General features: G+C 71.0%; 14 protein-coding genes. 7 read left to right on the top strand and 7 right to left on the bottom strand.

What is annotated here, in order from left to right:
* Positions 1 to 420 precede the first annotated feature (420 nt).
* Complete coding sequence (locus tag ABZ877_RS12015; protein WP_361068352.1) at positions 421 to 1,062, bottom strand: DNA-3-methyladenine glycosylase; 642 nt, start codon at positions 1,060 to 1,062, stop codon at positions 421 to 423.
* Positions 1,063 to 1,250: 188 nt separating this feature from the next.
* Here ABZ877_RS12015 and ABZ877_RS12010 point away from each other — a divergent pair, with 188 nt between their 5' ends.
* From ABZ877_RS12010 to ABZ877_RS12000, 3 genes are all read left to right on the top strand, one after another.
* Complete coding sequence (locus ABZ877_RS12010) at positions 1,251 to 2,033, top strand: sporulation protein (RefSeq protein ID WP_361068349.1); 783 nt, start codon at positions 1,251 to 1,253, stop codon at positions 2,031 to 2,033.
* Positions 2,034 to 2,117: 84 nt separating this feature from the next.
* Positions 2,118 to 2,657 carry a YbhB/YbcL family Raf kinase inhibitor-like protein gene (locus ABZ877_RS12005; protein ID WP_361068346.1) on the top strand — a complete coding sequence of 180 codons (540 nt, stop codon included), beginning with the start codon at positions 2,118 to 2,120 and terminating at the stop codon, positions 2,655 to 2,657.
* Between the two features lie 148 nt (positions 2,658 to 2,805).
* A complete protein-coding gene (locus ABZ877_RS12000; protein ID WP_361068343.1) occupies positions 2,806 to 3,318 on the top strand; it encodes an HNH endonuclease in 513 nt (170 codons plus the stop codon).
* A gap of 25 nt (positions 3,319 to 3,343) precedes the next feature.
* Here ABZ877_RS12000 and ABZ877_RS11995 read toward each other — a convergent pair whose 3' ends face one another.
* From ABZ877_RS11995 to ABZ877_RS11985, 3 genes are all read right to left on the bottom strand, one after another.
* A complete protein-coding gene (locus tag ABZ877_RS11995; RefSeq protein WP_361068340.1) occupies positions 3,344 to 4,285 on the bottom strand; it encodes an SPFH domain-containing protein in 942 nt (313 codons plus the stop codon).
* A 124-nt stretch (positions 4,286 to 4,409) separates the two neighbouring features.
* Complete coding sequence (locus tag ABZ877_RS11990; RefSeq protein WP_361068337.1) at positions 4,410 to 4,841, bottom strand: NfeD family protein; 432 nt, start codon at positions 4,839 to 4,841, stop codon at positions 4,410 to 4,412.
* 72 nt (positions 4,842 to 4,913) lie between these two features.
* Positions 4,914 to 5,711: an ABC transporter ATP-binding protein gene (locus ABZ877_RS11985; protein ID WP_361068334.1), complete on the bottom strand. Its 798-nt coding sequence runs from the start codon at positions 5,709 to 5,711 to the stop codon at positions 4,914 to 4,916.
* A 189-nt stretch (positions 5,712 to 5,900) separates the two neighbouring features.
* On the opposite strand from ABZ877_RS11985, the gene ABZ877_RS11980 reads away from it, so the two are divergent.
* Positions 5,901 to 6,683 carry a hypothetical protein gene (locus tag ABZ877_RS11980; RefSeq protein WP_361068331.1) on the top strand — a complete coding sequence of 261 codons (783 nt, stop codon included), beginning with the start codon at positions 5,901 to 5,903 and terminating at the stop codon, positions 6,681 to 6,683.
* A 116-nt stretch (positions 6,684 to 6,799) separates the two neighbouring features.
* Here the strand turns inward: ABZ877_RS11980 and ABZ877_RS11975 are convergent, their stop codons facing one another.
* From ABZ877_RS11975 to ABZ877_RS11965, 3 genes are all read right to left on the bottom strand, one after another.
* Positions 6,800 to 7,039: a chaplin gene (locus ABZ877_RS11975; RefSeq protein WP_361068329.1), complete on the bottom strand. Its 240-nt coding sequence runs from the start codon at positions 7,037 to 7,039 to the stop codon at positions 6,800 to 6,802.
* 176 nt (positions 7,040 to 7,215) lie between these two features.
* Positions 7,216 to 7,857 carry a response regulator transcription factor gene (locus ABZ877_RS11970; RefSeq protein WP_361068326.1) on the bottom strand — a complete coding sequence of 214 codons (642 nt, stop codon included), beginning with the start codon at positions 7,855 to 7,857 and terminating at the stop codon, positions 7,216 to 7,218.
* Positions 7,850 to 8,995, bottom strand: a complete 1,146-nt coding sequence (locus ABZ877_RS11965) for a GAF domain-containing sensor histidine kinase (RefSeq protein ID WP_361068323.1) — start codon at positions 8,993 to 8,995, stop codon at positions 7,850 to 7,852. Before ABZ877_RS11965 ends, ABZ877_RS11970 begins: the two co-directional genes overlap by 8 nt.
* Before the next feature lie 188 nt (positions 8,996 to 9,183).
* Here ABZ877_RS11965 and ABZ877_RS11960 point away from each other — a divergent pair, with 188 nt between their 5' ends.
* From ABZ877_RS11960 to ABZ877_RS11950, 3 genes are all read left to right on the top strand, one after another.
* Entirely contained in the window at positions 9,184 to 9,882 is a 699-nt protein-coding gene (locus tag ABZ877_RS11960) for an SDR family oxidoreductase (RefSeq protein WP_361068321.1), read from the top strand.
* Positions 9,879 to 10,955 carry an S-adenosylmethionine:tRNA ribosyltransferase-isomerase gene (locus ABZ877_RS11955; protein WP_361068318.1) on the top strand — a complete coding sequence of 359 codons (1,077 nt, stop codon included), beginning with the start codon at positions 9,879 to 9,881 and terminating at the stop codon, positions 10,953 to 10,955. The genes ABZ877_RS11960 and ABZ877_RS11955 overlap by 4 nt, the downstream gene beginning before the upstream one ends.
* A 328-nt stretch (positions 10,956 to 11,283) precedes the next feature.
* Positions 11,284 to 12,054, top strand: coding sequence for a transglycosylase SLT domain-containing protein (locus ABZ877_RS11950; RefSeq protein WP_361068315.1), 771 nt, complete (start codon positions 11,284 to 11,286; stop codon positions 12,052 to 12,054).
* The last annotated feature ends 101 nt before the right edge of the window (positions 12,055 to 12,155 follow it).

Below are 12,155 nucleotides of genomic sequence, written 5' to 3'. Positions count from 1 at the left end.
ACGGGGTATCAACATATCTGGCGTTGACTTTTGGCACGCTGTTGAGTTCTCAAGGAACGGACGCTTCCTTTGTACTCACCCGAGAGACTCTCTCGCGGCTTTCCTCCGGGCGCTTCCCTTCGGTCTTGCTGTCTTGCGTTTCCAACCTTACCAGATCCGTTTTCCGTTCCGTTTCCGGTGCGGAATTCATTTCCGGTGGCCGTTGGAGGGCCTTTGCCTTTCGGCGCTTCCACTACGTTAACCGATTCCCGCCGCAACTCATAATTGAGTTCCGCGGGTTCGAATTCTGACGTGCGAGCACGCAGAATAGTCCCCGTTGAAGGAGAGCGTAGGTAGTGGTTTGGCCGCATCCGGTGATCGGCTGAACGCCATGCCCGGGTCACGCGGCTCGGACTACCTTACGGATCGCGCAAGGGGGCGTCAAGCTCGGCGGCGGCGCGGGGTGTGTGCCCGGTAGGGGCTCACCGTCGGGTCGTCGGCGATCCAGAAGCGCCAGGGGTGGACTCCGCCGTCGCCGGCGACTCCGGTGCGCGGACCGTTGCGTACCTGGTCAGCGGGGACCGGCGTGCCGTGCAGGACCTCGACCGGTGATGCGCCGGGGGCGCAGGCGTCCGTGCCGTCGAGGTCGCGGCCGACCGAGAGGGCGGTGGCCAGGCGCGCCGGACCTTTGGCCAGTTCTCTGTCGTTCCGGGCCGAGAGTCGACGCTTCCTGGCGGACTCGGCACCCTCGATGATCTCGCCGGCGCGCAGCAGGACCCCGCTCGCGATGCCCTCGGGGCCGCACACGAGGTTCATGCAGTGCCACATGCCGTAGGTGAAGTAGACGTACACGTGTCCGGGCGGGCCGAACATCACCTTGTTGCGTGCGGTCTGCCCTCGGTAGGCGTGGGAGCCGGGGTCGTTGGCACCGTCGTAGGCCTCGACCTCGGTGAGGCGGAGTGCGACGGGGCCGTCCGCGGTGTGGTGCACCAGGATGCGTCCAAGGAGGTCGGGGGCGACGTCCAGGACGGGCCGGTCGAAGAACGAGCGGGTCAGGGGCGTACGGTCAGGGGCCGCGATCATGCCGTCCGAGGGTAACGGAACGGCTGGGCGCGGCACGCGCGGAACCGGGGGCCCGTGTACCGCGTTCGTAGTCAGCAGAACTGGCGGGTCACGACTGGTGGGCGCTGGTTCTGGTCGCCGGCGGGGGCTGTCGTCGCTGGTTCACGGTCAATCAAGGTGCACGGTTCACTTGCGGAGGAGATCGAGTCATGGGCTTCAAGCGACTGCTGGCGAGTCTGGGTGCGGGCGGGGCGTCCGTCGAGACGGTGCTGACCGAGGCCAATGTCGTGCCCGGCGGTGTGGTGCAGGGTGAGGTCCGGATCCAGGGCGGCTCCGTGGACCAGGAGATCGAGGGGCTGTCCGTCGGGCTCCAGGCGCGCGTCGAGGTCGAGGGCGGTGAGCAAGAGGTCAAGCAGGACATCGAGTTCACCAAGGTGCGGCTCGGCGGCGCGTTCTCCCTCCAGGCGAACGCGGTGCATGCGGTGCCCTTCGGGCTTGAGATTCCCTGGGAGACGCCGGTCACGACGATCGACGGGCAGCAGCTGCGTGGGATGAACCTCGGGGTGACGACCGAGCTGGAGATCGCGCGGGCCGTGGACTCCGGTGACCTGGACCCGATCAATGTGCACCCGCTGCCGTCGCAGCAGGCGATCCTGGACGCGTTCATCCGGCTCGGGTTCCGCTTCAAGAGCGCGGACATGGAGCGCGGGCACATCCGGGGCACGCGGCAGAAGCTGCCGTTCTACCAGGAGATCGAGTTCTTCCCGCCGCAGCAGTACCGGGGGCTGAACCAGGTGGAGCTGAGCTTCGTGGCCGACGACCGGGAGATGGACGTCGTCCTGGAGATGGACAAGAAGGCCGGTCTGTTCAGCGAGGGCAGCGACACGTTCCGTTCGTTCGTCGTCGGGCACCACGACTTCCAGGGCACGGACTGGTCGGCGTATCTGCACCAGTGGCTGTCGGAGGTCGGCAGCCGGAAGAACTGGTTCTAGGGTTTCCCTGTCCGATTCCGTAGCACCCGGGACTCAGGGAGTCCTCCGACTCCGCAGAGACCGTGAACCTCAGGAGGTGTCTTCGTGACCGAGCAGCCCGAGCGGGCGCCGCTGCCGCACGCCTTTCATCCGCAGGTGCCGTCGTTCACCGTGGTGAGCGACGACTTCGAGCCGGGTGGGGTGCTCGACGACGCGCAGGTGTACGCGGCCGGGAACACTTCGCCGCATCTGCGGTGGGAGGGCTTCCCGGCGGAGACCAAGAGCTTCGCCGTCTCGTGCTTCGACCCGGACGCGCCGACGGGCAGCGGGTTCTGGCACTGGTCCGTGTTCGACATCCCGGCCTCGGTGACCGAGCTGCCGACGGGTGCGGGCAGCGGCAAGTTCGAGGGTCTGCCCGAGGGCGCGATCCAGGTGCGCAACGACTACGGGACCAAGGAGTTCGGGGGCGCCGCGCCGCCGGCCGGGGACCCCGCGCACCGCTATGTCTTCACCGTGTACGCGGTGGACCAGGAGAAGCTCGGGATCGACTCGGACGCCTCGCCCGCCGCCGTCGGGTTCAATCTGCGGTTCCACACGCTGGCGCGCGCCCAGGTCGTCGCGGAGTACGCGGCTCCGGCGGAGTAGCCGGATTCACTGAACGTTTGCCCGCCTCCAGTCATGAAAGTGACCGGAGGTGGGCATTTTTTTATTGCGTTGTCCATCTCGGCGCGCGCGGCCAGAGTTGACGCACGGACGCCGAGGGGTGATCCGCTGCGTACGGGAGGTGGGCAGGGTGCGGGACACATTGGTGCTGAACGCGAGCTTCGAGCCGCTCTCGACGGTGACGCTGAACCGAGCCGTCGTGCTGGTGCTTCAGGACAAGGCCGTCGTCGAGCAGGCCCACCCCGAGCTGCGGATGCGCGGAGCCGCCCTGGACATGCCCGTGCCGCGCGTGATCAGGCTCTGCAGGTATGTACGGGTGCCGTTCCGAAGACGTGCGCCGTGGTCGAGGCGGGGTGTGCTCGTGCGGGATCAGCACCGGTGCGCGTACTGCGGGCGGCGGGCGACGACGGTGGACCATGTGGTGCCGCGGTCGCAGGGTGGTCAGGACACGTGGCTGAACACGGTGGCGTCCTGCGCCGAGGACAATCACCGCAAGGCCGACCGGACGCCGGAGCAGGCGGGGATGCCGCTGCTCATACAGCCGTTCGAGCCGACGCCCGCGGACGCGATGCTGGCGTCGCTCGCGACGGCCGACCGGGCGGCTCTGCCGGAGTGGCTGGGCGAGCAGATGGCGGCCGCGTAGGCCGCCCCCGCCCGCGTACGCCCTTCTAGTCGATCGGCGGCTGTTCCCGGCGCTCCTTCCCCGTCGCCGACGGGGTGGGGGCGCCGCCGCCCATGGGGCCGAAGTTGCCCATGGCGCCGCTGAGGCCCTTGAGGGCGTCGCCGATCTCGCTGGGGACGATCCAGAGCTTGTTGGCGTCGCCCTCGGCGATCTTCGGGAGCATCTGGAGGTACTGGTAGGAGAGCAGCTTCTGGTCCGGGTCTCCGGCGTGGATCGCCTCGAAGACCGTACGGACGGCCTGGGCCTCGCCCTCGGCCTTCAGGGCCGCGGCCTTGGCCTCACCCTCGGCGCGCAGGATCGCGGACTGCTTCTCACCTTCGGCGGTGAGGATCTGGGACTGGCGGATGCCTTCCGCGGTGAGGATCGCGGCGCGCTTGTCACGGTCGGCGCGCATCTGCTTCTCCATCGAGTCCTGGATGGAGGTGGGCGGCTCGATCGCCTTGAGCTCGACGCGGTTGACGCGGATGCCCCACTTGCCGGTGGCCTCGTCGAGGACGCCGCGCAGGGCCGCGTTGATCTCCTCGCGGGAGGTCAGGGTCCGCTCCAGGTCCATGCCACCGATGATGTTGCGCAGGGTGGTGACGGTGAGCTGCTCGATGGCTTGAATGTAGCTGGCGACCTCATAGGTCGCGGCCCTCGCGTCGGTCACCTGGTAGTAGATGACGGTGTCGATGTTGACGACGAGGTTGTCCTGCGTGATCACCGGCTGCGGCGGGAACGGCACGACCTGTTCGCGCAGGTCGATGCGGTTGCGGATGGAGTCGATGAAGGGGACGACAATGTTCAGGCCCGCGTTGAGCGTGCGGGTGTAGCGGCCGAAGCGTTCGACGATGGCCGCGCTCGCCTGCGGAATGACCTGGATGGTCTTGATCAGGGCGATGAAGACCAACACCACCAGAATGATCAGGACGATGATGATCGCTGACATCGCGTCTCCTGTGCCCTTCGTGCCGTTGTCCCCCGGCGCAGCCCGCCGGAAGGATCATGGGTTGCTGCTGGTCGAGTCTGTCAGAACCACCCATGTGGCGGGGGCAGTTCAGGCCACCCGGGGTTCAGATGACGATGGCGGTGGCTCCCTCGATGTCGACCACGTCGACCTGGTGGCCCGGTTCGTAGGCCGCGTCGCCGTCGAGGGTGCGGGCCGACCAGATCTCGCCGCCGAGCTTGATCCGTCCGCCGCTCGCGTCGACGCGCTCGACGACGACGGCCTGTCTGCCCTTCAGCGCGTCGATGTTGGTGGCCAGGACCGGCTTCTGTGAGCGCTGGCGTACGGCTATGGGGCGTACGACGGCGATCAGCGCGCAGGAGACGACGGCGAAGACCAGGACCTGGAGGACCGGGCCGCCGCCGAGACCGGCGGTCGCGGCGCCCGCGCAGGCGCCGACGGACAGCATGCCCAACTCGGGCATGGCGGTGATGACGAGCGGAATTCCGAGGGCGGCCGCGCCGATCAGCCACCACACCCATGCGTCGATGTCTGCCACCTGGTCATGGTAGGTCCGCGGACGGTCCCCCCGACAGGGGACGACCGGTCCGCGGAGACGCGTGGGGCGGGCTCAGCCGAGCGGGAGGCCGGTGGCGGTCCAGCGGTCGCCGCGCTGCTCGACGACGAGCGGGAGGCCGAAGCAGTGCGAGAGGTTGCGGGAGGTGAGCTCCAGCTCGAGGGGGCCCGCGGTGAGGACCTTGCCCTGACGGATCATCAGGACGTGGGTGAAGCCCGGGGCGATCTCCTCGACATGGTGCGTGACCATGATCATCGAGGGGGCGATCGGGTCGCGGGCGAGGCGGCCGAGGCGCCGGACGAGGTCCTCGCGGCCGCCGAGGTCGAGCCCGGCGGCGGGCTCGTCGAGGAGGAGCAGCTCGGGGTCGGTCATCAGGGCGCGGGCGATCAGGGTGCGCTTGCGCTCGCCCTCGGAGAGGGTGCCGAACTTGCGGTCCAGGTACTCGCTCATGCCGAGGCGGTCGAGGAAGGCGCGAGCGCGCTGCTCGTCGATGTCCTCGTAGGACTCCTGCCAGCCCGCGGTCATGCCGTACGCGGCCGTGAGCACCGTCTGCAGGACGGTCTGGCGCTTGGGCAGCTTGTCGGCGAGGCCGATGCCGGCGATGCCGATGCGCGGGCGCAGGTCGAAGACGTCGGTGCCGGGCCTGCCCAGGGTCTCGCCGAGGATGGTGGCGGTGCCGCTGCTCGGGAAGAGGTAGCTCGAGGCGATGTTCAGGAGGGTGGTCTTGCCCGCGCCGTTGGGTCCGAGGATGACCCAGCGCTCGCCCTCCTTCACCGACCAGGAGACCTGGTCCACCAGAGCCCGGCCCTCGCGGACCACGGATACGTCCTCCAGCTCCAGTACATCGCTCATGAGCGCGTTGTCTCCCATTGCAGTCTCGGCCGTCTCGCGTGCGTCCGTAGAGGTTCGGCTTGTTCGGCACTGGACGCAGCCCCCGGGTAAAACCTACGCCACTGCCCGGGCGGCCTTTTCCCTCGGTGGGGGTTTTGGCGCCGTCCGGTGTTCTCTCCGTGCTTTCTCCGGGCTTCTATCGTGGGGCGCATGCTCACAGAACCACGCTCCGGACGCCTCGCGGCATGGGGAAATGCCCTTTTGGCCGGTTTTATTGCTCCTGATGACGCGGTCCTCGCGATCGTCGGCGACGACGCGGTCCATCGCGTCGAGGGGATTCCCGGGGAGCCCGGGCCCGTCGGTCTCTCTCTCGCGCTCGGCCGGCTGCGGGCGCTCGGCGTGAGCGGCCTGCGGGTCGCGCTGCCCGCGCCGGGGCATCCGCTGGGGCTGAGCGGGCCGCCGGAGTTCAACGCGCGGGCCGTCGCCGCCGAGGAGGCCGTCGTCTGCTTCGGCGCGGCGCTCGGGCTCGTCCCCGAGGTGGACGAGGCCGGGCCCGAGGGCGATGTCCATGTCCAGGTGATGTGGCACTGCCTGCCGGTGCGGGAGGCCCCGCCCGCCGATGTGCCGTCGCTGGGCGAGGCCGAGCGCGAGCTGGCGGAGGCCCTCCGGGAGGCGACGGAGGTGCTGACGCGGCTCGACGTGGCGGGCTCCGGGCCGGTCGCGGAGGCGGCGATCGAGGCGTACCGGGCGCGCGCCGAGCGGGGCCGGGAGGTGCTGGCCCCCGGCTATCCCCCACGGGCCGTACGCGTCCTGGAGCTGGCGCAGCGGGTCGGGCTGCTGGTGGAGACGGCGTACGAGAGCGGTCACGGCGGTGCGGTGAGCGCCTCGGAGATGTCGGCTCGCGCGGTGGCGCTGCGGCCGGTGGAGCGCACGGCGCGGCGGGCGCAGGTGGCGGCGTACAACGCGTTCGTGGAGGAGCGGAACCGGGGCTGAGCGGCAGGGCGTGTGCCGGTACCGGCGCCCGGCCCCCCGTCATACGGGCCGGGAACGCTTTCGGCCTCCCGGGGTGCGCCCGGGAGGCCGATCGTCGTGAGGGAGCTGTGTGGGGATCAGCTGTTGTAGCCGTCGTTGCCGAAGACCGGGTTCAGCACGCCGATGACGTTCACGCTGTTGCCCGTGGCGTTGACGGGGACGTGGACCGGGGCCTGCACCTGGTTGCCCGAGCCGACGCCCGGCGAGTGCACGGCGGCACCGTGCACGTGCGCGTCGGCGGAGGCGAGGCCGGCACCGGCGGCGACCAGGCCACCGGCGACGAGGGTGACGGCCGCGGCCTTCTTCAGGTTCTTCACTTCGTGCTCCTCTTTGCGATCGCCGCGGCCAGCCGCCGCGGCACGCACTGGAGAACGCGCCCCGGCCCGCGGGGATACGCCGAACGGGGGACACATACACGACAGTATGAATCTCCCATCAGGCGGGAACCGGTCCCGGCTCACCGCAGTAGTGCGCCGTCCGGGCAGGGAGCGTGTCAGCCCGCGGCCCCGTGCCGTACGGCCCACAGCGCCGCCTGCGTGCGGTCGGCGAGGTCGAGCTTCATCAGGATGTTCGAGACGTGCGTCTTCACCGTCTTCTCGGAGAGGACGAGGGCGCGGGCGATCTCCCGGTTGGACCGGCCGTCGGCAATCAGGCCAAGGACCTCGCGCTCCCGCTCGGTGAGCGAGCCTCCTCTGCCCTGTCCGCCGTTCGCCTCCTCCTGGGAGAGCAGCGCGCCCGCCACCTCCGGCTGAAGCAGGATGTGGCCCGCGTGGACGGAGCGGATGGCTCCGGCGAGCGCGTCCGGGTCGACGTCCTTGTAGACGTAGCCCGCGGCTCCGGCGCGCAGGGCCGGGACCACGGTGCGCTGCTCGGTGAAGCTGGTGACGATGAGCACGCGCGCGGGGTTGCCCAGTTCGCGGAGCTTGCGCAGCGCGTCGACGCCGTCCATGCCGGGCATCTTGACGTCCATGAGGACGACGTCGGGGCGCAGCTCCTCGGCGCGGGCGACGCCCTCGGACCCGTCCCCGGCCTCGCCGACGACCTCGATGTCGTCCTGGACCTCCAGGAAGGTGCGCAGGCCGCGGCGGACGACCTGATGGTCGTCGACCAGGAGCACCTTGATGCGGTCAGCCACCGGGGACCTCCATGTCGATCGTGGTGCCCTTGCCGGGCTCGGATTCCACTGTGAGCCGGCCGCCGACGCCTCCGGCCCGGTCGCGCATGGAGACCAGGCCGAGGTGGCGGCCCGCGCGGCGGACGGCCTTCGGGTCGAAGCCCGAGCCGTCGTCGGTGACGCGGAGCGCGGCGCCGGTGCCCCGCTTGTCGAGGGTGACGTGCACGTGGTTGGCGCCGGAGTGGCGCAGCGCGTTGTGCAGCGCCTCCTGGGCGACGCGCAGCACGGCCTCCTCCTGTGCGGCGGGGAGGGCTCTGATGCCGCCGGTCTCGAAGGTGACGTGGGCCGTGTGGGCGCGGTCGAGAACCTGGATCTGCGTGCGGAGGGTGGCGACGAGGCCGTCCTCGTCGAGTGCGGCGGGGCGCAGCTCGACGACGGCCGCGCGCAGCTCCTCGGTGGCCTCGGCGGCGAGCTCGACGACGTGCTGGAGTTCGCCCTTGGCGCGCGCGGGGTCGCGGTCCACGAGCTTGGCGGCGGCCTGGGCGGTCAGACGCAGCGAGAAGAGCTTCTGGCTGACGGCGTCGTGCAGTTCGTGGGCGAGGCGGGAGCGCTCCTCGGCGATGGTGAGCTCGCGGCTGCGCTCGTAGAGCCGGGCGTTGGTGAGGGCGATCGCGGCGTGCTGGGCGAGGATGCGGAGCAGTTCCTCGTCGTCCTGGGTGAAGCCGCAGCCGCCTTGCGGCTTGGGGCACCGCTTGTTGGCGAGGAAGAGGGCGCCGATCGTCTCGTCGCCGTCCTTGACGGGCAGGCCGAGGAAGTCGGACATGTCGGGGTGGGTGGCGGGCCAGCCCTCGAAGCGGGGGTCCTGGCGGACGTCGGCGAGCCGCTCCGTCCTCGCCTCGCGGAGCATCGCGGCGAGGATGCCGTGCTGGCGCGGGAGCGGGCCGATGGCCTTCCACTGCTCGTCGCTGACGCCGTCGACGACGAACTGGGCGAAGCCGCCGTGGTCGTCGGGGACGCCCAGGGCCGCGTACTCGGCGTCGAGCAGTTCGCGCGCCGAGGCGACGATCGTCTTGAGGACGTCGCGCACCTCCAGGTGCCTGCTCATGGCCAGCAGCGCGGCGCTCACCGCGGCCAGTCCCGTCCGTGGGGCGTGACTCATGATCTCACCGTACCGGTGGGGTGTGACAGTCCGTATCCGTCTTGTGGCGGCGGGCGCGTAGGGCGATGGGCGTAGGCCGAAGGGCCCTGTGCCGTCGCGACCCGCGTACGAGGCGTGGGGCGTCCGTGCCTTCCTACGTTGAGGACAGCCGGCCCGCACGGCGTCGGCACGACATGGGGACGGTTGGCATGGCAGTAGCGATCATCACGGGGGCGTCGCGGGGGTTCGGGCGGGCGCTGGCGACGGCGCTCGCCGGGCGCGGCTGGGACCTCGTCCTGGACGCCCGGTCGGCGGGGCCGCTGGAGGAGGTCGCCGCCGCGCTGCGCGAGAAGGGCGGGGCGGTGACGGCCCTCGCGGGGAGCGTGGCGGACGGCAAGCACCGCGCGGAGCTGATCGGGGCGGCCTGGGACCTGGGCGGGCTCGATCTGCTGGTGAACAACGCGGGCGTGCTCGGGGCCGCCCCGCTGGTGCCGCTGGAGCAGCACCCGCTCAACGACTTCCGGACGGCTCTGGAGGTCAATGTGGTGGCGCCGCTGGGTCTGCTCCAGGAGGCGTTGCCCTTGTTGCGGGAGGCGCCCGCCGGGGCGGTGATCAATCTGAGTTCGGACGCGGCGTCGGAGGCGTACCGCACCTGGGGCGGTTACGGGGCGACGAAGGCGGCGCTCGACCAGGTGTCGGCGGTGCTCGCGGTGGAGGAGCCGGATCTGCGGGTGTGGGCGGTGGACCCGGGCGGGATGCGGACGGACATGCTCGCCGCCGCCGAGCCGGACGAGGATCTGAGCGGGGTGCCACGCCCGGAGGACGTGGTGCCCGCCTTCCTGGGCCTGCTCGACCGGTGGCCCGCGAGCGGCCGGTACACAGCGCCGTCGCTGCTGGAGCTTCGATGACGCTCGCGCTGCGGATCCCCGGGGACCGGTCGGCGCGGGTCCCGGCCGAGCAGCGGGGGCCCGGCCGGGACAGGTCCTCGGTGCGGCTCCTGGTGTCGCGCGGCACGGAGGTGGTCCACCGCCGCTTCGCCGAGCTGCCGGGCGAGCTGCGGGCCGGGGACGTGCTCGTGGTGAACACCTCCCCCACGCTGGCGGCCGCGGTGGACGGACGGCTCGGGCACGCGCGCGTGGTCGTGCATTTCTCGACCCGGGGCGATGACGGGCGCTGGGCGGTGGAGCTGCGCGATCCGGACGGGCGGGGCACCACGCGCCCGCGCGCGGGTGGACCCGCGGGGGCGGTGGTGTCGCTGCCCGACGGGCTGGCACTCGTCTATGAGGAGCCGGTCGCGGCCGGTTCGGGGCGGCTGTGGTGGGGGCGGGTGTCCGGGGACGTACCGGCGCTGCTGCGGCGCCGCGGGCGGGCGATCCGGTACGCGTACACGGAGCGGGACCAGCCGCTGTCCGCCTATCAGACCGTGTTCGCGCTGCCGTACGCGGACGGGGCGGGCAGCGCGGAGATGCCGAGCGCGGCGCGGCCGTTCACGGCGCGGATGGTGGCGCGCCTGGTGAGCCGGGGGGTGCAGTTCGCGCCGGTGACGCTGCACACGGGGGTGGCGTCGGCGGAGGCGCACGAGCCGCCGTACCCGGAGCGGTTCGAGGTGTCGGACGCGTCGGCACGGCTGATCAACGCGGCGCGGGCGGGCGGGGGCCGGGTCGTCGCCGTGGGGACGACCGCCGTGCGGGCCGTCGAGTCGGCGGCGGGTGCGGACGGAGCGGTGCGGGCGGCGGGCGGCTGGACCGGCCTGGTCGTGGAGCCGCGGCGCGGGGTGCGGGTGGTGGACGGGCTGCTGACCGGCCTGCACGAGCCGGAGGCGTCGCACCTGCTGATGCTGGAGGCGGTCGCGGGGCGGGCCGCGGTGGGCCGTGCGTACGAGGAGGCGGTGCGGGAGCTCTACCTCTGGCACGAGTTCGGCGACGTGCACCTCATCCTTCCGGAGGAGAAGGCTCACGCTGTGAGTTGCAGTGGCAACTAGGGGTGAGATCGGCCGTGCGGTGATGTGACGCCGCGCATAGGGCGCGCATCACCTACGAAGGGCCGTAGTGGGCGAGGACGGGCGCTGTTTGACGAGGCGGGGCGGGGGCTGAGGGTCGTCGGTCGACTTTCGGCCCCCTTCGGCGTGCCCGGGTCCCACTAGGCGGCTTCGTACGTCACACCTTTGCCACAGATTTTTGCGCCCGCTAACAATGGCCTCCGTCGCTCAACGCCGACCGGTTCTACCCACGGCGTCCGTGTCCGAAACACAAGCCCGTCCGGTTCGGTCGGCGAGCGGCTCCCGTCCCCCGAGAGGTCTCCGTCCCCCCATGCGCAAGTACACCTTCCCCGGCCATGGTCAGTTCTCCCGGACCCACAAGGTCTCGATGGCCGGCGTCGCCGCTCTCGGCGCGGCCGCTCTCGCCGTGACCCTCGTGCCGGGCCAGGACACGCAGGCACAGGCGTCCGAGACGGTCTCCGCCGCTCCCGTCGCGTTCACGACGAACGCCGGCGCCCAGCAGATCAGGGACGTGCAGGCCAGCGTCACCAACCAGCAGGCCACCGCGTCGGAGAAGGCCAAGGACATCGCCGCGAAGCTGAAGGCGCGGCAGGTGGCCGAGGCCAAGGCGAAGGCGGATGCCGCGGCCAAGGTGAAGGCGGCGGCCCAGGCCAAGGCCGACGCGCAGGCCAAGGCGAAGGCCGAGGCCGACGCCAAGGCGCAGCGTGCGCGCGAGGCCAAGGAGGCCGCGTCCCGCGCCGCCGCCCGCAAGCCGGTCTACGCGAACAACCTGGACGGCTGGATCCGGCAGTCCCTGGACATCATGCGGGCCAAGGGCATTCCCGGCTCCTACGACGGGCTCTACCGCAACATCATGCGCGAGTCCACGGGCAACCCGAACGCCATCAACGGCTGGGACATCAACGCCCAGAACGGCACGCCGTCGATCGGTCTGCTCCAGGTCATCCAGCCGACGTTCGACGCGTACCACGTCGAGGGCACCTCGACGAACATCTACGACCCGGTCGCCAACATCACGGCCGCCGCGAACTACGCGGCCGACGTCTACGGCTCGATCGACAACGTGAACAGCGCGTACTGACGCTCACCGCCGGGCCCTCCGGGGCCGGTACACGCCGAACCCCCATGCCAGTGAAGGGCGGCACCCCGACGAGGGTGCCGCCCTTCACTGGTTCACCTCGG

The sequence above is a fragment of the Streptomyces sp. NPDC046939 genome, assembly GCF_040644575.1.
In the GTDB taxonomy this organism is placed as follows: domain Bacteria; phylum Actinomycetota; class Actinomycetes; order Streptomycetales; family Streptomycetaceae; genus Streptomyces.
Note: the sequence above shows the minus strand (reverse complement) of the source record. Positions and strands in the feature narration are given on the sequence as shown.